The sequence below is a fragment of the Streptomyces sp. NPDC047061 genome (assembly GCF_040643955.1).
In the GTDB taxonomy this organism is placed as follows: Bacteria; Actinomycetota; Actinomycetes; order Streptomycetales; family Streptomycetaceae; genus Streptomyces.
In genome coordinates this window covers 177,709-199,109 of record NZ_JBEYVI010000004.1, presented here as the reverse complement: position 1 = coordinate 199,109, position 21,401 = coordinate 177,709, and the positions used below count along the sequence as shown (strand labels likewise).

Genomic DNA, 21,401 nt, shown 5'->3' with positions numbered 1-21,401 from the left:
GGCTTGTGAATGTGAATGCATTCACAAGCTTGACCCTTTTGATCCGTTCTGCACGCGACAAAAAGGTCATGTGCCGCTGTATCACGGCGACGTAAGGAGACTGACGACGTGTACCTGGCTCTGGCGCCGGAGACACTGGCGCGCTGGCAGTTCGGCATCACCACCGTCTACCACTTCCTGTTCGTCCCGCTGACGATCTCGCTGGCCGCTCTCACGGCCGGCCTGCAGACCGCCTGGGTGCGCACGGAGAAGGAGAGGTACCTCAGGGCGACCAAGTTCTGGGGCAAGCTCTTCCTGATCAACATCGCGATGGGCGTGGTCACCGGCATCGTGCAGGAGTTCCAGTTCGGCATGAACTGGTCCGACTACTCGCGGTTCGTCGGTGACATCTTCGGCGCCCCGCTCGCCTTCGAGGCACTGATCGCGTTCTTCTTCGAGTCCACCTTCATCGGGCTGTGGATCTTCGGCTGGGACAAGCTGCCCAAGAAGATCCACCTGGCCTGCATCTGGATGGTCTCCATCGGCACGATCCTGTCCGCGTACTTCATCCTCGCGGCCAACTCGTGGATGCAGCACCCCGTCGGCTACAAGATCGACAAGGCGAAGGGGCGGGCCGAGCTCACCGACTTCTGGGCGGTCCTGACCCAGAACACCGCGCTGGCCCAGGCCTTCCACACGCTGTCCGCGTCCTTCCTGACCGGCGGCGCGTTCATGGTCGGCATCGCCGCCTTCCACCTGTTCCGCAAGAAGCACATCTCCGTGATGAAGACCTCGCTGCGGCTCGGCCTGGTCACCGTCGTCATCGCCGGCATGCTCACCGCGATCAGCGGCGACACCCTCGGCAAGGTCATGTTCAAGCAGCAGCCGATGAAGATGGCCGCCGCCGAGGCCCTGTGGGACGGCCAGAAGCCGGCGCCCTTCTCGATCTTCGCCTACGGCGACGTCAGCAAGGGCCACAACACCGTCGAGCTGTCCGTCCCCGGCCTGCTGTCGTTCCTGGCCGACGACAGCTTCAACTCGTACGTCCCCGGCATCAACGACACCAACAAGGCCGAGCAGCAGAAGTACGGCGCGGGCGACTACCGGCCCATCGTCCCCGTCACCTTCTGGGCGTTCCGCTGGATGATCGGCTTCGGCATGGCGTCCTTCGCCATCGGCCTGGCCGGGCTCTGGCTGACCCGCAAGAAGTTCATGCTGCCGCAGCACCTGAGGGTCGGCGAGGACGAGGTGCCGCATCTGGTCCTGTTCAAGAACAAGGCGCTCAGCCCGAAGCTCGGCAGGCTGTACTGGCTGGTGGCGATCTGGACGCTCGGCTTCCCGCTGATCGCCAACTCCTGGGGCTGGATATTCACCGAGATGGGCCGTCAGCCCTGGGTCGTCTACGGCGTCCTGCAGACCCGTGACGCGGTCTCCCCCGGTGTCTCCCAGACCGAGATCCTCATCTCGATGATCACCTTCACCGCGCTCTACGCCGTCCTCGCCGTCGTCGAGGTCAAGCTGCTCGTGAAGTACGTGAAGGCGGGCCCGCCCGAGCTCACCGAGGACGACCTCAACCCGCCCACGAAGATCGGCGGCGAGACCCGTGACGCCGACAAGCCGATGGCCTTCTCGTACTAGGCCGAGGGAGACGCAGTCATGGAACTTCACGACGTCTGGTTCGTCCTGATCGCCGTCCTGTGGACCGGCTACTTCTTCCTGGAGGGCTTCGACTTCGGGGTCGGCATCCTCACCAAGCTGCTCGCCCGGGACCGGCTGGAGAAGCGGGTGCTGATCAACACGATCGGCCCGGTCTGGGACGGTAACGAGGTGTGGCTGCTCACCGCGGGCGGTGCCACTTTCGCCGCCTTCCCCGAGTGGTACGCCACGCTCTTCTCCGGCTTCTACCTGCCCCTGCTGGTCATCCTGGTCTGCCTGATCGTCCGGGGCGTCGCCTTCGAGTACCGGGCGAAGCGGCCCGAGGAGAACTGGCAGCGCAACTGGGAGACCGCGATCTTCTGGACCTCGCTGATCCCGGCGTTCCTGTGGGGCGTGGCCTTCGGGAACATCGTGCACGGCGTGAAGATCGACCGGAACTTCGAGTACGTCGGCACCCTCTGGGACCTGTTCAACCCGTACGCCCTGCTGGGCGGACTGGTGACGCTGACCCTGTTCACCTTCCACGGCACGGTGTTCACCGCGCTCAAGACCGTCGGCGACATCCGGGTGCGGGCACGGAAGCTGGCGACCAAGGTCGGTGTCCTCACCGCCGTACTGGCGCTGGCCTTCCTGCTCTGGACCCAGGCCGACAGCGGTGACGGCAAGAGCCTGGTGGCGCTGGTCGTGGCGGTGGCCGCGCTGGTGGCGGCTCTCGGGGCCAATCTGCGGGGCCGTGAAGGATGGGCGTTCGCCCTGTCCGGCGTGACCATCGTGGCCGCCGTGGCGATGCTCTTCCTGTCGCTCTTCCCGAACGTCATGCCGTCGTCGCTCAACGGGGACTGGAGCCTTACGGTCACCAACGCCTCGTCGAGTCCGTACACCCTGAAGATCATGACGTGGCTCGCGGCGATCGCCACGCCGCTCGTCCTGCTCTATCAGGGGTGGACCTACTGGGTGTTCCGCAAGCGGATCGGTACGCAGCACATAGCGACCGAAGCCGCGCACTGAGTCCGAGGGGAGGGTGTCTCATGGTGATGGTCGCGGTGGCTCGTGATGTTTCACGTGAAACGCCCTCTCCGGGCCGAAGGGCATGTTTCACGTGAAACCAATCGATCCCCGTCTGCTGCGTTACGCCCGCGCCACCCGCCTCTTCCTGGTGGCCGTCGTCGGCCTCGGTGCCGTCGGAGCCGGGCTGGTCATCGCCCAGGCCATGCTCCTCGCCGAGGTGGTGGTCGGCGCCTTCCAGCATGGCCGCTCGGTCTCCGAACTCCGCACGCCCCTGCTGCTGTTGGTGGCCGTGGCGGTCGGCCGGGCGCTGGTCTCCTGGCTGACCGAGCTGGCCGCGCACCGGGCGAGCGCGGCGGTCAAGTCCGAGCTGCGAGGGCGGCTTCTGGACCGGGCGGTGGCGCTCGGTCCCGGCTGGCTGAGCGGTCAGCGGACCGGTTCCCTGGTCACCCTCGCCACGCGCGGGGTCGACGCCCTCGACGACTACTTCTCGCGCTATCTGCCGCAGTTGGGGCTGGCAGTGGTCGTGCCGGTCGCGGTGCTGGCGCGGATCGTCACCGAGGACTGGGTGTCCGCGGCGATCATCGTCGGGACGCTGCCGCTGATCCCGCTCTTCATGGTGCTGATCGGCTGGGCCACCCAGTCGCGGACGGAACGTCAGTGGCGGCTGCTGTCCCGGCTCTCCGGCCACTTCCTGGACGTGGTCGCCGGGCTGCCCACGCTGAAGGTGTTCGGGCGGGCCAAGGCGCAGGCCGAGTCCATCCGACGGATCACCGGCGAGTACCGGCAGGCGACCATGCGGACGCTGCGGATCGCCTTCCTCTCCTCCTTCGCGCTGGAGCTGCTGGCCACGCTGTCGGTGGCGCTGGTCGCGGTGACCATCGGCATGCGGCTCGTGCACGGCGACATGGACCTGTACATCGGGCTGGTCATCCTGGTGCTGGCGCCCGAGGCGTATCTGCCGTTGCGGCAGGTGGGCGCCCAGTTCCACGCGGCGGCGGAAGGGTTGGCGGCGGCGGAGGAGATCTTCGCGGTGCTGGAGACGCCGGTGCCGGCGTCCGGGGTGGGTGAGGTCCCCGCGGGGGCAGGCCTGGCTTTCGAGGGGGTGACGGTCCGCTACCCGGGCCGGTCGGCGGACGCGGTCACCGATGTGTCGTTCACCGTCGAACCCGGGGAGACCGTCGCGCTGGTCGGCCCCAGCGGGGTGGGGAAGTCGACGCTGCTGAACGTGCTGCTGGGGTTCGTACGGCCGGTGGCCGGGCGGGTGCGGGTCGGGGGAGCTGACTGTGCCGACCGCGTCGATCTCGCCGACGTCGACCTGGAGCAGTGGCGGTCGCGGATCGCGTGGGTGCCGCAGCGGCCGCATCTGTACGCCGGGACGATCGCCGAGAACGTACGGCTGGCGCGTCCCGACGCGGGCGACGACGCCGTCCGGAGGGCGTTGCGGGATGCCGGGGCGCTGGAGTTCGTGGACGCGCTGCCGGAGGGCGTGGAGACGGTTCTCGGGGAGGACGGGGCCGGTCTCTCCGCCGGGCAGCGGCAGCGGCTGGCGCTCGCGCGGGCGTTTCTGGCGGACCGGCCGGTGCTGTTGCTGGATGAGCCGACGGCTGCGCTGGACGGGGTGACCGAGGGGGAGGTCGTGGCGGCGGTACGGAGACTCTCCGAGGGGCGGACCGTGTTGCTGGTGGTGCATCGGCCGGCGTTGCTGTCGGTGGCGGACCGGGTGGTGCGGCTCTCCGGAGGCGAGGTCCCCAGGGGGCTCCGCCCCCTGGACCCCCAGAACCTTCGCCCACCCACCACCCGACTCGGTCAGTTGGAGGGTGAGGTCGCGGATCGGCTCGGTGGGGTGGGAGGCGGGGTCGCGGGCCGACTCGGTCAGTTCGAAGGCGAGGTTGCGGATCGGCTCGGTGGGCCGCGAAGCGAGGTCGCAGGCCGGGACGGTCGAGGGGAAGGTGGGGGCGCGGATCGGCTCGGTCGGTCGGGGAGTGCGGTCGTGGGGCTGGCCGGTGGGGTGGGAAGGGAGGGTGGGGAGTCGGGGGCTGGGCGTCGGTTGAGTGTTCTTGGGCGGGTTCGGGCTGCCTCCGGGGCTCGGCGGGGGCGGTTGCTGTTCGCGCTGCTGCTCGGGGCTCTTGCGCTTGGCAGCGCCGTCGGGCTGATGGCGACCTCCGGGTGGTTGATCTCGCGGGCCTCGCAGCAGCCGCCGGTGCTGTATCTGATGGTCGCCGTGACGGCCACGCGGGCCTTCGGGATCGGGCGGGCCGTGTTCCGGTACGGCGAGCGGCTGGTGTCGCACGACGCGGTGCTGCGGATGCTGGCCGATACGCGGGTCGCCGTGTACCGGCGGCTGGAGCGGCTCGCGCCGGCCGGGCTGCGGACGACCAGGCGGGGTGATCTGCTCAGTCGGCTGGTCGCCGATGTGGACGCCCTGCAGGACTACTGGCTGCGGTGGCTGCTGCCCGCCGGGGTCGCGGTGGTGGTGTCCGCCGGAGCCGTGGGGTTCACGGCCTGGCTGCTGCCCGAGGCCGGGGCGGCACTGGCGGTGGGGCTGCTGGCGGCCGGGGTGGGGGTTCCGCTGGTGACGTCGGCGGTGGCCCGGCGTGCCGAGCACCGGCTGGCGCCCGCCCGCGGGTTGCTGGCGACGCGGGTCACCGACCTGCTCACCGGCACCGCCGAACTGGCTGTCGCCGGCGCGCTGCCCGCTCGTACCGGCGAAGCCCGGCGGGCGGACGGCACGCTCACCCGGATCGCCTCGCGGGGAGCCACGGCCACCGCACTCGGTGACGGGCTGACCGCACTGCTGACGGGGCTGACCGTCGCGGCCGCCGCGCTGCTGGGCGCCCAGGGGGTCGCCGACGGCCGGCTGAGCGGGGTGGCGATGGCGGTGGTCGTGCTCACTCCGCTGGCCGCTTTCGAGGCCGTCCTGGGGCTGCCGCTGGCCGTGCGGCACCGGCAGCGGGTGCGCAGGAGCGCCGAGCGCATCTACGAGGTGCTGGACGCGCCCGAGCCCGTGCGGGAGCCGGAGCGGCCGCGCCAGGCGCCCGCCGCGCCCTTCCCCGTCGTACTGAAGGGCCTGACGGCTCGGTACCCGGGACAGGTGCGGGACGCGCTCGCCGGGCTCGACCTCACCCTGCACGAGGGGCGCAGGGTCGCCGTGGTCGGTGCCTCCGGGGCCGGCAAGTCGACCCTCGCCCAGGTCCTGCTGCGGTTCCTCGACCCGGGCGCGGGCTCCTACACGCTCGCCGGTGTGGACGCGTACGGCCTGGACAGCGACGACGTACGGAGACTGGTCGGGCTGTGTGCCCAGGACGCGCATCTCTTCGACAGTTCGGTGCGCGAGAACCTGCTGCTCGCCCGGAAGGGCGCCGACGAGGAGGAGCTGCGGGGCGCGCTGGGGCGGGCCCGGCTGCTCGACTGGGTGGACGGGCTGCCCGACGGGCTGGACACGCTGGTCGGCGAGCACGGGGCGCGGCTGTCCGGCGGGCAGCGGCAGCGGCTGGCGCTCGCCCGGGCGCTGCTCGCCGACTTCCCGGTGCTCGTGCTGGACGAGCCCGCGGAGCATCTCGACCTGCCCACGGCCGACGCGCTCACCGCGGACCTGCTGGCCGCCACCGAGGGCCGTACGACGCTCCTCATCACGCACCGGCTGGCGGGCCTGGAGGCCGTGGACGAGGTGATCGTCCTTGACGAGGGCCGGGTGGCGCAGCGCGGGACCTACGCGGAACTGGCCGCCGTGGCCGGACCGCTGCGCGGGATGGCGGAGCGGGAGGCGGCGGCGGAGTCGCTGGTGGGGGCCCGCTAGTCCGGCGCGGCGGACGGTCTCAGGCGCGGGCGGCCAGCAGTTGCTCGATCACGACGGCCACCCCGTCCTCGTTGTTGGCGACCGTACGGCCGGAGGCGGCGGCGACGGCGGCGGGGTGGGCGTTGCCCATGGCGTACGACTGGCCGGCCCAGGTCAGCATCTCGACGTCGTTGGGCATGTCACCGAAGGCGACGACCTCCGCGCGCGAGATGCCGCGCTCGGCGCACTCCAGGGCGAGCGTGCTGGCCTTGGAGACGCCCGGACCGCTGATCTCCAGCAGGGCGCTGGGGCTGGACCGCGTGACGGTGGCGCGTTCGCCGATGGCCAGGCGGGCGATGGCGAGGAAGGCGTCCGGGTCGAGGTCGGGGTGGTAGGCGAGGATCTTGAGCACGGGCTCGCCCGCGCTCGGACCGTCGACCGCGAGGATCTCCTCCGCGGCGAGCAGGTGGTCCGGTATCTCCAGGTGCAGCTTGGGATAGGCCGGCTCCTGGTGGAAGCCGTAGGTCTGCTCGATCGCGTACACCGTGCCCGGCGCGGCCTCGCGCAGCAGGCCCACGGCGTCCAGCGCGTTCTCCCGGGCCAGGTCGCGCACCTTCACGAAGCGATGGGCGCCGGGGCCGCCGTGCAGGTCGACCACGGCCGCACCGTTGCCGCAGATCGCCAGGCCGTGGCCGTGGACGTGGTCGCTGACCACGTCCATCCAGCGGGCCGGTCGGCCGGTGACGAAGAAGACCTCGATCCCCGCCTCCTCGGCGGCGCCCAGCGCGGCGACCGTCCTCGGGGAGACCGACTTGTCGTCGCGCAGCAGGGTGCCGTCGAGATCGGTGGCGATCAGCCGGGGCGGGGTCGCGAAGGCAGGGGTCTCGGGCTGTCGGGTCGCTGAGGTCACCGGGCCATTCTCGCGCATATGCCCGCACGGTCGTGCGGCCGGGCGCACAGACGAGACACAGACGACTCCGAAGCGTCCTCGGGCGTGCCTCAGCCGAGTTGGGCCACGGCCTCCATGGCGATCTGTTCGAAGACCTTCTGCTCGGCCGCGAAGTCCGAGTCGGGGATCGGCCAGTGGATCACCAACTCGGTGAAGCCCAGCTCCTGGTGGCGGCCTGCGAAGTCCACGAAGGCGTCCAGGGACTCCAGGGGGCGGCCGCGGTCCGGGGTGAACCCGGTGAGCAGGACCTTGTCCAGCTCCGACACGTCCCGGCCGGTCGCCGCGCAGGCCTCGGCGAGCTTCCCCAGCTGACCGCGGAGTGCCTCGACCGACTGCTCGGGCGTGCCGTTCTCGTACAGCTTCGGGTCGCCGGTGGTCACCCACGCCTGGCCGTACCGCGCGGCCAGCTTCAGCCCGCGCGGGCCGGTGGCGGCCACCGCGAAGGGCAGCCGGGGCCGCTGCACACAGCCCGGGATGTTGCGCGCCTCGTCGGCCGAGTAGAACTCGCCCTCGGACGTCACGGCGTCCTCGGTGAGCAGCCGGTCGAGCAGCGCCACGAACTCCGCGAACCGGTCGGCCCGCTCCCGCGGAGTCCACGGCTCCTGGCCCAGCGCGGTGGCGTCGAAGCCGTTGCCGCCCGCGCCGATGCCGAGGGTGATGCGGCCGCCGGAGAGGTCGTCGAGGGAGATCAGCTCCTTGGCGAGGGGCACCGGATGCCGGAAGTTCGGCGAGGTGACCAGCGTGCCGAGGCGCAGCCGGTCGGTGACGGAGGCGGCGGCGGTCAGCGTCGGTATCGCACCGAACCACGGGCCGTCCCGGAAGCTGCGCCAGGACAGGTGGTCGTACGTGTACGCGGTGTGGAAGCCCAGCTCCTCCGCGCGCGTCCAGGCGGCGCGGCCGCCCTCGCTCCAGCGGCGGTACGGGAGGATCACGGTGCTCAGACGCAGACTCATGGGTCCGAGACTAAGGGGACTCGCCGACAACGGACGAAACGGTCACCGTATGCGGCTGCTCAGCCACGGCGTGAGCAGGTGCGCGGCGAGGTACTCCCGGTACGTGCGGTCCCCGGCCAGCGGCACGACCAGGGTGGCCGCCGGCGGGAAGCGGCGGGCCCGGACATGGGCCAGGCCTCCGAAGACGGAGTGCAGGAAGGCGGGCACGTCGTCGCGCGAGACGTCGTGGAAGTCCACGCCCTCGACGGTGATCAGCGCGTCGTCCTCCGGGAAGAGCCGCACGCTCACCCGGGGCAGGCCGCCGAACTCGGCGTACGCCTCGTGCGGCAGCGAACCGTCCGGGTCCGTGGTGACACCGAAGCCCGCCGCGCTGCGCCGCGAGGTCCGGTCGGCACCGATGTCGTGCGTGACCTCGATCCCGCGTCCGTGCTCGGCCGCGACCGCGTGGAGTGCGCCGACGGCCGCCTCGGTGGTCGGCAGGTGCTCTCGGTGGTTGCGGTGCTCCTGGTACTCCGAATGGTCCATACCACTCATGATGCCGGGGTCAGTGCGGATCGGGGAAGCGCAGGTAGCGCGGCGGTACGGCCTGGGTCAGCCACACCCCGTTCGCGCTGATGTGGAAGACGTGCCCGTCCCGGTGCATCGCGCCCGCGTCGACCGAGAGCACCACGGGGCGCCCGCGCCGGGCACCCACCCGCGTCGCGGTCTCCCGGTCCGCCGACAGATGCACGTCGTGCCTGTTCATCGGCCTGAGACCCTCGCTCCGGATCGCGTCCAGATTCCTTGCGACGGTGCCGTGGTAGAGATACGGCGGCGGGGTCGCCGGAGGCAGTCCGAGGTCGACGTCGATGCTGTGGCCCTGGCTGGCGCGGATCCGGGTGCCGTCGATCGCGAACCGCTGCTTGTCGTTGGCGGCGACGACGTGGTCCAGCTCCTCGCGGGTGACCGGGAAACCGTGTGCCGCTGCCGCCGCGAGCAGCGTGTCGATCTCCACCCAGCCCGCGTCGTCCAGGCTGAGCCCGATGCGTTCGGGCTGGTGGCGCAGGTGTTTCGAGAGGTACTTCGACACCTTCACGGTGCGCCGCTCGTCCTGTGCTCCTTCGTTGTGTCTTGTGTTCATGCCATCAGGGTGCCGGGCGAGACGTGGATCACGCAGATATTTTTCGCCGCAGGTTTGATCCACAACCAAGTGCGGTTATCCACAAGGAAATTGGCCGAGTTGTGGACAAGTGCTGGGCAGTTCAGGGTGTTTCGTCAAGATCGTTAACAGGCCTGTGATCTGCGGCGAGTGCGTCCAAACGCCGGGCCCGGACCTCGCGTTCGGCGGCGATCGCGAAGAACTCGGCGATGCGGTCCGGGCCGACGAGCCGTCGTACGGCCTGAATCGTGTCGGCGGGGAGGGACACGGGACGCGTCTCGTCGGGGGTTTTCGGCTGCTCCCCCGCACCGAGTCGCCGGCGTACCTCGCGGGTGGCGAACAGGCGCATGGCACGGGCGAGTTCGGCGTCCACGGTCTGCTGGGCGAGGGGGCGCAGCCGGCGTACCAGCGAGGCCGCTTCGGCCGCGCCGGCGTCGGTGCGGTGGTCCGGGTCGTCGAGGTAGCGGGCGAAGACGTGCTCGGTGGTGAACTCCAGGAAACGGGCCGCGATGTGCTCTACCTGCACCCTCAACTCCCGCAGGTGCCCGGCGATCGCGGAGAGGGGGACGCCCGCCGCGTACAACTCCGCTGCCACGGCCAGCTCCTGGGGACTGGGGACGAGGAAGGAGCCGGGGTCGCCGTCCACCGGTTCCAGTACGCCGAGTGCCACGGCCTCGGCGACGGCCGTGTCGTCGGGGGTGCCGCCGAAGCGGGCGTCCAGGTCGGCACGGGACAGGCGCACCGGTTCCTCGTCGGTCCAGGGGCCCTCGGCCTCGGTGACCAGTCCGAGGACGCCGGCCAGGCCACGGCCGGTGTCCCAGGCGTCGAGCAGCTCCTTGATGGAGGCGAGGGTGTAGCCGCGGGCGAGGAGGTCGGCGATCTGGTGGAGGCGGGTGAGGTGGGCGTCGGAGTAGAGGTTGGCGCGGCCCTGGCGTTCGGGGCGGGGGAGGAGGCCCTTGTCCTGGTAGGCGCGGATGGTGCGGACGCTGGTGCGGGAACGGTGGGCCAGGTCCTCTATGCGGTAGGAGGGGGCGGCCGGGGGGTCGGTCATGTGGGGTCCCTTGGCTGGTGCGGCTGGGTGGGGCGGGGGATTTCGCTTGCCCGCGCTGGCGGGGTGCCGCTGCGCCCACCCGTGCCGCCCTGCGGCACGCCTGCCCGCAGCTGAGGAGAGAGACGGCAGCTGAGGCGCCCCGTCAGGGGCGCGGGGAACTGCGCGAGCAACCCCCACCGGCCCGCACCCGGACAACGGCGCCCTACAACTTCGGCTCCACTCGCGCGATCCTCCTCAGCACGCCTGGTGCCACCCGCGAAAGCCACCGTGCCCCCCTCGCCTCCGGCGTCACCGGTACCACCGCGCGGTTGTGTTCCACCGCCTCCAGGATCGCCGAAGCCACCTTCTCCGGCGGGTAGTTGCGCATGCCGTACAGCCGTGCCGACCGCTGCTGCCGGCGGCGTTCCTCCTCCTCGTCGACCCCCGTGAAGCGGGCCGTGGAGGTGATGTTGGTGTTGATGAGCCCCGGGCAGATCGCGGTCACCCCGATGCGCCGGGAGGCGAGTTCGGCGCGCAGGCACTCGGACAGCATCAGGACCGCCGCCTTGGAGGTGCTGTAGGCCGGCAGGGCGCGGGAGGGCTGGTACGCGGCGGCCGACGCCACGTTCACGATGTGGCCGCCCTGGGCGCGTTCCGCCATCCGCGCGCCGAAGAGGCGGCAGCCGTGGATCACGCCCCAGAGGTTGACGTCCAGGACCCGCCGCCAGTCCTCCGTCGTCGTCGTGAAGAAGGACCCCGACAGCCCGATGCCCGCGTTGTTGACCAGCACGTCCAGCACCCCGTACTCGCGGTGGACCTTCTCCGCGAGCTTCTCCATGGCCTGCTCGTCGGAGACGTCCGCCGTCTCGGGCCAGGCCTCGGCCGCTCCGATCAGCCGGGACAGCTCGGCGGTGCGTGCGGCGGCCTCCGCGTCCCGGTCCACGGCCACCACCCGCGCGCCCGCCTCCGCGAACGCGAACGCCGTCGCCCGTCCGATGCCGCTGCCCGCACCGGTGACCAGGACCAACTGGCCCCCGAACCGCTGGGCGTGGCGGTCGGCGGGCTTCTGCTCCGCGCTCCGGCCGGCCTCCACCGACGTCACGAACTCCTCGATCCAGGACGCCACCTGGTCCGGGCGTGTGCGCGGAACCCAGTGCTTGTCGGGCAGGGTGCGGCGGGTGAGCCGGGGCACCCAGCGCTCCAGGTCGTCGTAGAGCCGCTCGGAGAGGAACGCGTCGCTGAGGGGCGTGATGAGCTGCACGGGCGCGTGCGCGTACGCGTCCTCGCGCGGGCGGCGCAGCCGGGCCCGTACGTTGTCGCGGTACAGCCAGGCGCCGTGTGCCGCGTCGGAGGGCAGGGAGGAGGTCGGGTAGTCCCCTGCGGGGAGGTTCTCGGCCCGCTGGAGGATCCTCGGCCAGGCCTTGCCCAGGGGGCCGCGCCAGGCCAGTTCGGGAAGGGCCGGGGTGTGCAGCAGGTACACGTACCAGGACTTGGCGCCCTGGCCGAGGAGCTGGCCCACCCGGCGGGGCGTCGGGCGCCGCACGCGCACGTCGATCCAGTGTCCGAAGTGGTCCAGGGACGGCCCGGACATCGACGTGAAGGAGGCGATGCGGCCCTCCGTGCGCCCCACCGTGACGAACTCCCAGGACTGCACCGATCCCCAGTCGTGGCCGACCAGGTGCACCGGGCGGTCCGGGCTGACCTCGTCGATCACCGCCAGGAAGTCGTCCGTGAGCTTGGCGAGGGTGAAGCCGCCGCGCAGGGGCCTGGGGGCGGTGGAGCGGCCGTGGCCGCGGACGTCGTACAGGACGACATGGAAGCGGTCGGCCAGGCGGGCCGCCACGTCGGACCAGACCTCCTTGCTGTCCGGGTAGCCGTGGACGAGGACGACCGTCGGGGCCGACGGGTCGCCCAGCTCCGCCACGCACAGGTCGACGCCGCCCGTACGCACCCGGCGCTCGCGGGCGCCTTCGATGTCCGTCACTTGTCCTCCGCCCAGCGCCGCACGTGCGGCAGATCGTCGTCCAGCCAGAAGGCGCTCTGCTCGGGGTCCCGGGAGTCGGTGACCACGAGGATCTCCTCGAACTTGGCGCCCGTGCCCCGGAAACCGAGGTGCGGTTCGACCGCCCACAGGCCCGGCTTGGGCGGGTGGTCGGAGAAGCGGTACGGCGACCACAGGGGCGACCAGCCCTCGCGGTGGCCGTGCAGCGCGTCGGACGCCAGGCCCTTCAGGGACTGGGTGCCGAACCCGAAGAGGTGCGGTGACCAGCGGCGCTGCTTCACCCGGTCCACCTTGTGGGCGATCACGCCGAAGGGGTAGGCGCGGTGCCGGTTGGCGTAGCCCTGGCGGACCATGAGGCGGTCCACGTCCTCGTAGATCTCGCGCAGCGGGCGCCGCTCGCGCACCTCGCGCAGGATCAGCTCCCGGTGCGCCTCCAGGTCGGCCATCAGCCGGTCCTGCACGGGGTTGGGCCCGAGGGAGCCGGAGTAGCCGATGTCGGCCGTGTACCCCTCGTACACCGGGGCCAGGTCCAGGATGAACGGCGTCCCGGGCGCGAGCCGCCGGTCGGTCGGGAAGAACTGCAGCGGTATGCGGAAGTCCGTGAACGCCGTGCGGTCGCCGAACCAGGCGAAGGGGAGGTGGAACCAGTCCCGCACGCCCCGCGCGCGCAGCCACTCGCGCTGCATCCGGGCCGCCTCGCGCTCGGTGATCCCCGGCTCCAGCCGGGCCGCGACCGCCTCCGCGCACTCGTACGCGAGCCGCTGGACCCGCCGGAAACCCTGGAGCTCCGTGGCGCGTTCATCCTGCAATGCCACTGCCGTCGTCATCCGCCCCGTCCCCGTCTCCGTCGACTGCGGTACGCGTCCGTAACTTGACACTGGTGAATGTGACAGTTGTTAGAGGCGACGTCAATAGGCCTGGGCAAGGCCTGTGGACAACTCTGCGTAGCTCTCAGGCAGGGGTTCCCCTAGGGCCCCGTAATACTGGAGTCTGACGCGAAGACGGCTCCGAGGTCTGACGACCCGAGTGGCCCGGGTCACTACCTTCTATGGCGTGACTGTGATCGCGACCGAAAGCCTGAGCAAGCGGTTCCCCCGGGTGACCGCGCTCGACCGGCTGTCCGTGGACATCGGACCCGGTGTGACCGGACTCGTCGGAGCCAACGGCGCCGGCAAGTCCACCCTGATCAAGATCCTGCTGGGTCTGTCCCCCGCGACCGAGGGCCGCGCCGAAGTGCTCGGCCTCGACGTCGCGACCAAGGGCGCCGCCATCCGCGAGCGCGTGGGCTACATGCCGGAGCACGACTGCCTGCCGCCCGACGTCTCGGCCACCGAGTTCGTCGTGCACATGGCCCGCATGTCCGGCCTGCCGCCCGCCGCCGCCCGCGAGCGCACCGCCGACACCCTGCGCCACGTCGGGCTCTACGAGGAGCGGTACCGCCCCATCGGCGGCTACTCGACCGGCATGAAGCAGCGCGTCAAGCTCGCCCAGGCCCTGGTGCACGACCCGCAGCTGGTCTTCCTCGACGAGCCGACCAACGGCCTCGACCCGGTCGGCCGCGACGACATGCTCGGCCTGATCCGCCGTATCCACACCGACTTCGGCATCTCGGTCCTGGTCACCTCGCACCTGCTCGGCGAACTGGAACGCACCTGCGACCACGTGGTCGTCGTCGACGGCGGCAAGCTGCTGCGGTCCAGCTCCACCACCGACTTCACGCAGTCCACGACCACCCTCGCCATCGAGGTCACCGACAGCGACGAGCACCCCGACGGCACCCGCGCGATGCGCGACGCGCTCCACGCGCGCGGGGTGGAGACGGACAACGAGGGCGGCGGCCTCCCCGGCGCCGGCCACATCCTGCTGCTCACCGCCCAGGGCGAGGAGACGTACGACCTCGTCCGCGACGTCGTCGCCGACCTCGGCCTCGGCCTGGTGCGCATGGAGCAGCGCCGGCACCACATCTCCGAGGTGTTCACCAACGACGACGAGCAGCGGAAGGAGGCGACCGTCCATGGCGGTTGACCAGCCCATCGCGGGACCGGGTGACCAGTCCCGGATCCATGACATCGGCTACCGCGGCTACGACGGCCCCCGTCTCGGCCGCGCGTACGCCCGCCGGTCCCTCTACTCGCAGACCCTGCGCGGCTCCTACGGCCTCGGCCGTTCGGTGAAGTCCAAGGTGCTGCCGATGCTGCTGTTCGCCGTGATGTGCGTGCCGGCGGCCATCATGGTCGCCGTCGCCGTCGCCACCAAGGCGCACGACCTGCCGGTGCCCTACACGCGGTACGCGATCATCATGCAGGCCGTCATCAGCCTGTACGTCGCCTCCCAGGCACCCCAGGCCGTCTCCCGCGACCTGCGCTTCAAGACCATCCCGCTGTACTTCTCGCGGCCCATCGAGACCGCCGACTACGTCCAGGCCAAGTTCGCGGCCCTGGCCTCCGCGATGTTCGTCCTCACCGGCGCCCCGCTGGTCGTGCTGTACATCGGCGCGCTGCTCGCCAAGATGGACTTCGCCCACCAGACCAAGGGGTTCGGCCAGGGACTGCTCTCGGTGGCCCTGCTGTCCCTGCTCTTCGCCGGCATCGGCCTGGTCATCGCGTCGATCACCCCGCGCCGCGGCTTCGGCATCGCCGCCGTCATCGCCGTACTGATCGTCTCCTACGGCGCGGTCTCCACCCTCCAGGCCATCGCCGACTCCCAGGGCAGCACCAGCGCCATCCCCTGGATCGGCCTCTTCTCGCCGGTCACCCTGATCGGCGGCCTGAGCACCGCCCTGCTCGGCGGCACCAACACCTTCCCGGGCGGCGACGGACCCTCCCACGCCCAGGGCGCGGTGTACCTGCTCGTCGTCCTCGGCCTCATCGCCGCGAGCTACGGCCTTCTGCTGCGCCGCTACAAGAAGGTGGGACTGTGACCACGCTCTCCATCGACCACGTCTCCCGCTGGTTCGGCAACGTGGTCGCCGTCAACGACATCACCATGACCATCGGCCCCGGCGTCACCGGCCTCCTCGGCCCCAACGGCGCCGGAAAGTCCACCCTCATCAACATGATGGGCGGCTTCCTCGCCCCCTCCACCGGCACGGTCACCCTCGACGGCGAGCCGACCTGGCGCAACGAGGCCATCTACAAGCACATCGGCATCGTCCCCGAGCGCGAGGCGATGTACGACTTCCTCACCGGCCGGGAATTCGTCGTCGCCAACGCCGAGCTGCAGGGCCTGGGCGCCAAGGCGGCCCAGAAGGCCCTCGCCACGGTCGAGATGGAGTACGCGCAGGACCGCAGGATCTCGACGTACTCCAAGGGCATGCGCCAGCGCGTGAAGATGGCGTCCGCCCTGGTCCACGAGCCGTCCCTGCTCCTTCTCGACGAGCCCTTCAACGGCATGGACCCGCGCCAGCGCATGCAGCTCATGGACCTGCTGCGCCGCATGGGCGACGAGGGCCGCACCGTCCTCTTCTCGTCCCACATCCTCGAAGAGGTCGAGCAACTCGCCTGGCACATCGAGGTCGTGGTCGCCGGACGGCACGCGGCCAGCGGCGACTTCCGCAAGATCCGCCGCCTGATGACCGACCGCCCGCACCGCTACCTGGTCCGCTCCAGCGACGACCGCGCCCTCGCGGCCGCCCTCATCGCCGACCCCTCCACCTCGGGCATCGAAGTGGACCTCGCCGAGGGCGCACTGCGCATCCAGGCCGTCGACTTCGGCCGCTTCACCGCCCTGCTGCCCAAGGTCGCCCGCGATCACGGCATCCGGCTGCTCACGGTCTCGCCGTCCGACGAGTCCCTCGAATCCGTGTTCTCGTATCTGGTCGCGGCGTAGGAGGCCGAAGATGTACGACCCCACAGTCGCCCGGCTCACCTACCGAGCCCTGCTCGGCCGCCGCCGGGCCCTCATCCTGGGCGCCCTGCCCCTGCTGCTGATCGCGATCTCCGTCGTCGTCCGCGGCCTCGCCGGCGCCGACGACCAGACGGCCTCGGACCTGCTCGGCGGCCTTGCCCTCGCCACCATGGTGCCGATCATCGGCGTCATCGCCGGCACCGGCGCGATCGGCCCGGAGATCGACGACGGCTCGGTGGTGTACCTGCTGTCCAAGCCGATCAAACGGCCGACGATCATCCTCACCAAGCTGATCGTGGCCATCGCCGTGACGATGGTCTTCTCCGCCCTGCCGACCCTGGTCGCGGGCTTCATCCTCAACGGCAACGGCCAGCAGATCGCCGTCGCCTACACGGTCGCCGCGCTGGTCGCCTCCATCGCCTACGCCGCGCTCTTCCTGCTGCTCGGGACGGTGTCCCGGCACGCGGTGGTCTTCGGGCTCGTCTACGCCCTGGTCTGGGAGGCCCTGTTCGGCTCCCTGGTGCCGGGGGCGCGGACGCTGAGCGTCCAGCAGTGGTCCCTGGCGGTCGCCCACAAGGTGACGGGCGGGGAACTGGTCACGTCCGACGTCTCCCTGACGACGGGCACGGTGCTGCTGGTCGCGGTGACCGTCCTGGCCACCTGGTACGCCGGCCAGAAGCTGCGCGCGCTGACGCTGGCGGGCGAGGAGTAGACGCCCGCTTTATTGACGGGGGCTTCATCCGGGCCCGGGCACACTGGGCAAAGGGGATGTTCCGTGGAGAGGAACGGGGATGGCTGAGGGCTTCCGGGACGCCGACGCAGACTGGGACGGCGTGGTGCTGGACGAGGAGTTCATACGGTCCGCGGGGGCGGCGGAGCCGTCGGCGCGAGCGCGGATGCTGGCAGCTCGCTGGAAGGCCGAGAAACCCGAGCCTCAGCCGTGGCGGTCGGACGAGCCTCCGGCCGGGTGGTTCTTCAGCAAGGGGCGGCGTAAGTGGTGGCGCCGGTAGGCGGTTCTTCGGCTGCGGGCCGGTGGGGGCCGGTCGCGCAGTTCCCCGCGCCCCTTACGGGGCGCTGCAGTTGACGTCAGTTAATTCGGTGGCGCCCAACTCCAGGCCAGGACACACTCGTTGCATTGCCACGAACTGGGAGAGGAGCCGGACGATGTCCATGCACGACAGTACGTCCCGCTCCCGTCAGGGCAGCCTTCGGCGGGTCGCCGTGTAGCTGCCCGGGGCGGCCGCTTCGAGCACGCGATGGTCGCTCTCGCGTGGGCCGCCCACCCGGAGGATTGGCCGAGTGGTAAGGCACTGGCTTGCTAAGCCAAGGTCGGGTCTGAAAAGCCCGCGCACGTTCGATTCGTGCATCCTCCGCGAGCATTGAACAGACATGAGCTGGAGCGCCCCGTAAGGGGCGCGGGGCTGTGTTTGATGTGCGGCTGCCGCCGCGCGGGCGCGACCAGCCCCCACCGGGCCCGCAGCCACCCCACCACCTCAGCCCAGCAGACGCTCCACGACCACAGCGATCCCGTCCTCCTCGTTGGAAGACGTCACCTCGTCGGCCACCTCGCGAAGCTCCTCGTGAGCGTTGGCCATGGCCACGCCCCGCGCCGCCCAGGCGAACATCGGGATGTCGTTCGGCATGTCGCCGAAGGCGATCGTGTCGGCGGACTTCAGGCCCAGTCGGCGCGCGGCCAGGGAGAGGCCCGTCGCCTTCGAGAGACCGAGGGGCAGTAGCTCCACGATGCCCTCGCCCGCCATGGCGACGGTGACGAAACCCCCGGCGGCCTGCCGCGAGGCCTCCGCGAGCTCGTCGTCGGACAGCTCCGGATGCTGTATGTAGATCTTGTTCAGCGGGGCCGCCCAGAGGTCGGCCACGTCCGTGAACGGGGTCGACGGGAGGTGGCCCGACACCGCGTACCCCGGCCCCACCAGCACCTCGCCGTCGAGGCCGTCGCGGCTCGCCGCCAGGTGCAGCGGGCCGACCTCCGCCTCGATCTTCGCGAGGGCGACAGCGGCCAGCTGCCGGTCCAGCGTCACGGATGTGAGGAGGCGGTGCGCTCCGGCGTCGTACACCTGCGCGCCCTGGGCGCACACGGCGAGGCCGTCGTAGCCGAGGTCGTCGAGGATGTGCCGGGTCCAGGGGGCCCCGCGGCCGGTGACGACCAGGTGCGTGGCGCCCGCCGCGGTGGCCGCGGCGAGCGCGTCACGGGTGCGCTGCGAGATCGACTCGTCGGAGCGCAGCAGCGTCCCGTCGAGGTCGGTGGCGATGAGCCCGTAGGGGAAGCTCACCGGGACACCGGCTCCAGGACCTCCCGGCCGCCCAGATACGGGCGCAGCACCTCGGGCACGTACACCGAACCGTCGGCCTGCTGGTGGTTCTCCAGGATCGCCACGATGGTGCGCGGTACGGCGCACAGCGTGCCGTTGAGCGTGGCCAGCGGCTTGACCTGCTTGCCGTCGCGGACCCGGATCGACAGCCGGCGGGACTGGAACTCGGTGCAGTCCGACGTCGACGTCAGCTCGCGGTACTTGCCCTGCGTCGGGATCCACGCCTCGCAGTCGAACTTGCGGGCGGCCGAGGCGCCGAGGTCACCGGTGGCGACGTCGATGACGCGGAACGGCAGCTCCAGCGAGGTCAGCCACTGCTTCTCCCAGGCCAGCAGGCGCTGGTGCTCCGCCTCCGAGTCCTCGGGGGCGACGTAGGAGAACATCTCGACCTTGTCGAACTGGTGGACGCGGAAGATGCCCTTGGTGTCCTTGCCGTGCGAACCGGCCTCGCGGCGGAAGCAGGGCGAGAAGCCGGCGTACCGGAGCGGAAGGCGCTCCGCCTCGATGATCTCGTCCATGTGGTACGCGGCGAGGGGCACCTCGGACGTGCCGACCAGGTAGAGGTCGTCCTTGTCGAGGTGGTAGACGTCCTGGGCCGCCTGGCCGAGGAAGCCGGTGCCCGCCATGGACTGGGGGCGGACCAGCGCCGGGGTCAGCATCGGCGTGAAGCCGGCCTCGGTGGCCTGGGCGATCGCCGCGTTGACGAGCGCCAGCTCCAGCAGGGCGCCGACACCGGTCAGGAAGTAGAAGCGGGAGCCGGAGACCTTGGCGCCGCGCTCGACGTCGATCGCGCCGAGCAGCTGGCCCAGCTCCAGGTGGTCCCTGGGCTCGAAGCCCTCGGCACCGAAGTCACGGATGGTGCCGTGCTCCTCGAGGGTGACGAAGTCCTCCTCGCCGCCTACGGGCACGTCGGGGTGGACCAGGTTGCCGAGCCGGAGCAGCAGCTCGTGGGCCTCGGCGTCGGCGGCGTCGCGCTCGGCGTCGGCGCTCTTGACGTCGGCCTTCAGCTGCTCGGCCTTCTTGAGCAGCTCGGCCTTCTCGTCGGCGGAGGCCTTGGGGATGAGCTTGCCGAGCTGCTTCTGTTCGTTGCGCAGCTCGTCGAAGCGGACGCCGGAGGACCTGCGCCGCTCGTCGGCAGAGAGGAGGGCGTCGACGAGCGCGACGTCCTCTCCACGGGCGCGCTGGGACGCGCGCACACGGTCGGGGTCCTCACGGAGCAGGCGAAGGTCAATCACGCAGCCAAGGCTACCGGTGCGGGGTTGCCCCTCACGCATCACTATTGGCACGTGTTCCGAATCGCGGCTTACGTTCCGTTATGGGGGAATTGCCGAGCGTGTCAATAAAAAGTGTCTCACTCCCTGGGACGGGGCATGCGTGAGGTCTGCGGTTGACTGGATTTCCTTGTGGGGAACGGGACTTGGGGGCGAGGTTGTCCACAGGGATCCGCGTCCTCCCAAGAGTTATCCACAGGGTGTGTGGAAGAGGTGTGGACTTCGGAATTGATCACCCAGCGAGCAACCTGTAAAGAGAGGAATTCCCCGCTCAAACCGTGACAACACCCTCTTTCGAGTGGAAAGGCGTCGCTCCAAAAGATGAACCAAGGGAAACGAGTGGACGAAGAGTGACGTGGGTGAGCGGGGCCGAGCCGATGGCCTGTAGGGCGATTTGTCGACAGACTCATGCTTCGCTGTCGACTTGTCCCCAGGTCGAGAAGGGCACCTGTGGATAACTTCTGTGGATAACGAAGATATGAGCGTACGACTGGTTAGAAGCGGCCGTCCTGGCAGTGCGCCACCCAGTCGGAGGCCGCCACGAACTCCTCGTCCGACGTACCCGGCCGGGTGGGCCCCGCGACCTCGCCCGGCTTGACGTCCGCCCGCGGGTAGGAGCCCAGGAACCGCACCTGGCGGCAGATCCGCTTCAGCCCCATCAGCGCCTCCGCCACCCGCCGGTCGGAGATGTGGCCCTCGGCGTCGATGCAGAAGCAGTAGTTGCCGATGCCGGTTCCGGTCGGCCGGGACTGCAGCAGCATGAGGTTGATGCCCCGGGTGGCGAACTCGCCGAGCAGGTCGCGCAGCCCGCCGGGGTGGTCGTCGTTCTGCCAGAGGACGACCGAGGTCTTGTCGGCGCCCGTGCGGGCGGCGGGCCGGGCCGGGCGGCCGACCAGGACGAACCGGGTCTGCGCGTTCTCCGCGTCGTGGATCCCGGTCTCCAGGGCCTCCAGGCCGTACCGCTCGGCCGCGAACTCACCGGCGAACGCCGCGTCGTAGCGGCCCTCCTGGACCAGGCGGGCGCCGTCCGCGTTCGAGGCGGCGGACTCCCAGAGGGCGTCCGGGAGGTTGGCCCGCAGCCAGTTGCGGACCTGCGGCTGGGCCACCGGATGGGCGGTCACCGTCTTGATCTCGGAGAGCTTGGTGCCGGGGCGGACCAGCAGGGCGAAGGTGATCGACAGCAGCACCTCGCGGTAGATCATCAGCGGCTCGCCCGCGACCAGCTCGTCGAGGGTCGTGGTGACCCCGCCCTCGACGGAGTTCTCGATCGGCACGAACGCGGCCTCGGCCTCGCCGTTGCGCACGGCGTCCAGCGCGGACTGCACGGAGACGTACGGGATCAGCTCCCGGGTCGCGGCCTCCGGAAGGGTGCGCAGGGCGACTTCGGTGAAGGTGCCTTCAGGACCGAGATACGCATAGCTCGCTGGCATGTCCCTCACCCTAATGGGCGCAGCGAGACGCGGC

The 21,401-nt window shown here is 70.7% G+C and carries 18 protein-coding genes and 1 tRNA gene; 9 read left to right on the top strand and 10 right to left on the bottom strand.

All coding sequences use genetic code 11. The features are described from left to right. Positions 1–108 precede the first annotated feature (108 nt). From ABZ887_RS09425 to cydD, 3 genes are all read left to right on the top strand, one after another. Complete coding sequence (locus ABZ887_RS09425; RefSeq protein ID WP_361285136.1) at positions 109–1,617, top strand: cytochrome ubiquinol oxidase subunit I; 1,509 nt, start codon at positions 109–111, stop codon at positions 1,615–1,617. An 18-nt stretch (positions 1,618–1,635) separates the two neighbouring features. Then, complete coding sequence (cydB, locus tag ABZ887_RS09420; RefSeq protein WP_361285133.1) at positions 1,636–2,643, top strand: cytochrome d ubiquinol oxidase subunit II; 1,008 nt, start codon at positions 1,636–1,638, stop codon at positions 2,641–2,643. Positions 2,644–2,734: 91 nt separating this feature from the next. Then, complete coding sequence (cydD, locus tag ABZ887_RS09415) at positions 2,735–6,439, top strand: thiol reductant ABC exporter subunit CydD (RefSeq protein ID WP_361285130.1); 3,705 nt, start codon at positions 2,735–2,737, stop codon at positions 6,437–6,439. Positions 6,440–6,458: 19 nt separating this feature from the next. Here the strand turns inward: cydD and ABZ887_RS09410 are convergent, their stop codons facing one another. The 7 genes from ABZ887_RS09410 to ABZ887_RS09380 form a co-directional block, all read right to left on the bottom strand. Further along, positions 6,459–7,346, bottom strand: coding sequence for an HAD hydrolase family protein (locus tag ABZ887_RS09410; protein WP_361285127.1), 888 nt, complete (start codon positions 7,344–7,346; stop codon positions 6,459–6,461). Between the two features lie 71 nt (positions 7,347–7,417). After that, positions 7,418–8,320, bottom strand: coding sequence for an LLM class flavin-dependent oxidoreductase (locus ABZ887_RS09405; RefSeq protein ID WP_361285124.1), 903 nt, complete (start codon positions 8,318–8,320; stop codon positions 7,418–7,420). 42 nt (positions 8,321–8,362) lie between these two features. Further along, positions 8,363–8,845 (bottom strand): hypothetical protein, encoded by a 483-nt coding sequence (locus ABZ887_RS09400; RefSeq protein WP_361285121.1) that lies wholly within the window; start codon positions 8,843–8,845, stop codon positions 8,363–8,365. Between the two features lie 19 nt (positions 8,846–8,864). After that, the gene (locus tag ABZ887_RS09395) at positions 8,865–9,440 is read right to left on the bottom strand and encodes an RNA 2'-phosphotransferase (protein WP_361285118.1); all 576 of its coding nucleotides are present in this window, start codon (positions 9,438–9,440) and stop codon (positions 8,865–8,867) included. Positions 9,441–9,561: 121 nt separating this feature from the next. Beyond that, positions 9,562–10,509 carry a MerR family transcriptional regulator gene (locus ABZ887_RS09390; RefSeq protein ID WP_361285115.1) on the bottom strand — a complete coding sequence of 316 codons (948 nt, stop codon included), beginning with the start codon at positions 10,507–10,509 and terminating at the stop codon, positions 9,562–9,564. Between the two features lie 202 nt (positions 10,510–10,711). Then, the gene (locus ABZ887_RS09385) at positions 10,712–12,472 is read right to left on the bottom strand and encodes an SDR family oxidoreductase (RefSeq protein WP_361285112.1); all 1,761 of its coding nucleotides are present in this window, start codon (positions 12,470–12,472) and stop codon (positions 10,712–10,714) included. Further along, the gene (locus ABZ887_RS09380; RefSeq protein ID WP_361285109.1) at positions 12,469–13,317 is read right to left on the bottom strand and encodes a M24 family metallopeptidase; all 849 of its coding nucleotides are present in this window, start codon (positions 13,315–13,317) and stop codon (positions 12,469–12,471) included. The genes ABZ887_RS09385 and ABZ887_RS09380 overlap by 4 nt, the downstream gene beginning before the upstream one ends. 232 nt (positions 13,318–13,549) lie before the next feature. On the opposite strand from ABZ887_RS09380, the gene ABZ887_RS09375 reads away from it, so the two are divergent. The 6 genes from ABZ887_RS09375 to ABZ887_RS09350 all read left to right on the top strand — a co-directional run bounded on the left by ABZ887_RS09375 (position 13,550) and on the right by ABZ887_RS09350 (position 17,709). Continuing rightward, positions 13,550–14,515, top strand: a complete 966-nt coding sequence (locus tag ABZ887_RS09375) for an ABC transporter ATP-binding protein (protein WP_361285773.1) — start codon at positions 13,550–13,552, stop codon at positions 14,513–14,515. Then, the gene (locus ABZ887_RS09370; protein WP_361285106.1) at positions 14,505–15,410 is read left to right on the top strand and encodes an ABC transporter permease subunit; all 906 of its coding nucleotides are present in this window, start codon (positions 14,505–14,507) and stop codon (positions 15,408–15,410) included. The genes ABZ887_RS09375 and ABZ887_RS09370 overlap by 11 nt, the downstream gene beginning before the upstream one ends. Further along, positions 15,407–16,318 (top strand): ABC transporter ATP-binding protein, encoded by a 912-nt coding sequence (locus tag ABZ887_RS09365; RefSeq protein WP_361285103.1) that lies wholly within the window; start codon positions 15,407–15,409, stop codon positions 16,316–16,318. The genes ABZ887_RS09370 and ABZ887_RS09365 overlap by 4 nt, the downstream gene beginning before the upstream one ends. A gap of 10 nt (positions 16,319–16,328) precedes the next feature. Beyond that, positions 16,329–17,048: an ABC transporter permease gene (locus ABZ887_RS09360; protein ID WP_361285100.1), complete on the top strand. Its 720-nt coding sequence runs from the start codon at positions 16,329–16,331 to the stop codon at positions 17,046–17,048. 79 nt (positions 17,049–17,127) lie between these two features. Next, positions 17,128–17,346 (top strand): hypothetical protein, encoded by a 219-nt coding sequence (locus ABZ887_RS09355; RefSeq protein WP_217546002.1) that lies wholly within the window; start codon positions 17,128–17,130, stop codon positions 17,344–17,346. 275 nt (positions 17,347–17,621) lie between these two features. Then, positions 17,622–17,709 (top strand) — tRNA-Ser (locus ABZ887_RS09350). 120 nt (positions 17,710–17,829) lie between these two features. Here ABZ887_RS09350 and ABZ887_RS09345 read toward each other — a convergent pair. The 3 genes from ABZ887_RS09345 to pheA all read right to left on the bottom strand — a co-directional run bounded on the left by ABZ887_RS09345 (position 17,830) and on the right by pheA (position 21,367). Next, complete coding sequence (locus ABZ887_RS09345; protein WP_361285096.1) at positions 17,830–18,627, bottom strand: HAD family hydrolase; 798 nt, start codon at positions 18,625–18,627, stop codon at positions 17,830–17,832. After that, complete coding sequence (gene serS / locus ABZ887_RS09340; protein WP_361285093.1) at positions 18,624–19,901, bottom strand: serine--tRNA ligase; 1,278 nt, start codon at positions 19,899–19,901, stop codon at positions 18,624–18,626. The genes ABZ887_RS09345 and serS overlap by 4 nt, the downstream gene beginning before the upstream one ends. 530 nt (positions 19,902–20,431) lie before the next feature. Next, the gene (gene pheA / locus ABZ887_RS09335; protein ID WP_361285090.1) at positions 20,432–21,367 is read right to left on the bottom strand and encodes a prephenate dehydratase; all 936 of its coding nucleotides are present in this window, start codon (positions 21,365–21,367) and stop codon (positions 20,432–20,434) included. Positions 21,368–21,401: the final 34 nt, after the last annotated feature.

What these genes read in the sequence shown, in the direction of transcription:
- ABZ887_RS09355 (WP_217546002.1), top strand. Translation starts at nt 17,128, where the DNA reads ATGGCTGAGGGCTTCCGGGACGCCGACGCAGACTGGGACGGCGTGGTG.
- pheA (WP_361285090.1), bottom strand. Translation starts at nt 21,367, where the DNA reads ATGCCAGCGAGCTATGCGTATCTCGGTCCTGAAGGCACCTTCACCGAA.
- ABZ887_RS09390 (WP_361285115.1), bottom strand. Translation starts at nt 10,509, where the DNA reads ATGACCGACCCCCCGGCCGCCCCCTCCTACCGCATAGAGGACCTGGCC.
- ABZ887_RS09380 (WP_361285109.1), bottom strand. Translation starts at nt 13,317, where the DNA reads ATGACGACGGCAGTGGCATTGCAGGATGAACGCGCCACGGAGCTCCAG.
- ABZ887_RS09405 (WP_361285124.1), bottom strand. Translation starts at nt 8,320, where the DNA reads ATGAGTCTGCGTCTGAGCACCGTGATCCTCCCGTACCGCCGCTGGAGC.
- ABZ887_RS09370 (WP_361285106.1), top strand. Translation starts at nt 14,505, where the DNA reads ATGGCGGTTGACCAGCCCATCGCGGGACCGGGTGACCAGTCCCGGATC.
- ABZ887_RS09395 (WP_361285118.1), bottom strand. Translation starts at nt 9,440, where the DNA reads ATGAACACAAGACACAACGAAGGAGCACAGGACGAGCGGCGCACCGTG.
- cydB (WP_361285133.1), top strand. Translation starts at nt 1,636, where the DNA reads ATGGAACTTCACGACGTCTGGTTCGTCCTGATCGCCGTCCTGTGGACC.
- ABZ887_RS09400 (WP_361285121.1), bottom strand. Translation starts at nt 8,845, where the DNA reads ATGGACCATTCGGAGTACCAGGAGCACCGCAACCACCGAGAGCACCTG.
- ABZ887_RS09410 (WP_361285127.1), bottom strand. Translation starts at nt 7,346, where the DNA reads ATGCGCGAGAATGGCCCGGTGACCTCAGCGACCCGACAGCCCGAGACC.
- ABZ887_RS09360 (WP_361285100.1), top strand. Translation starts at nt 16,329, where the DNA reads ATGTACGACCCCACAGTCGCCCGGCTCACCTACCGAGCCCTGCTCGGC.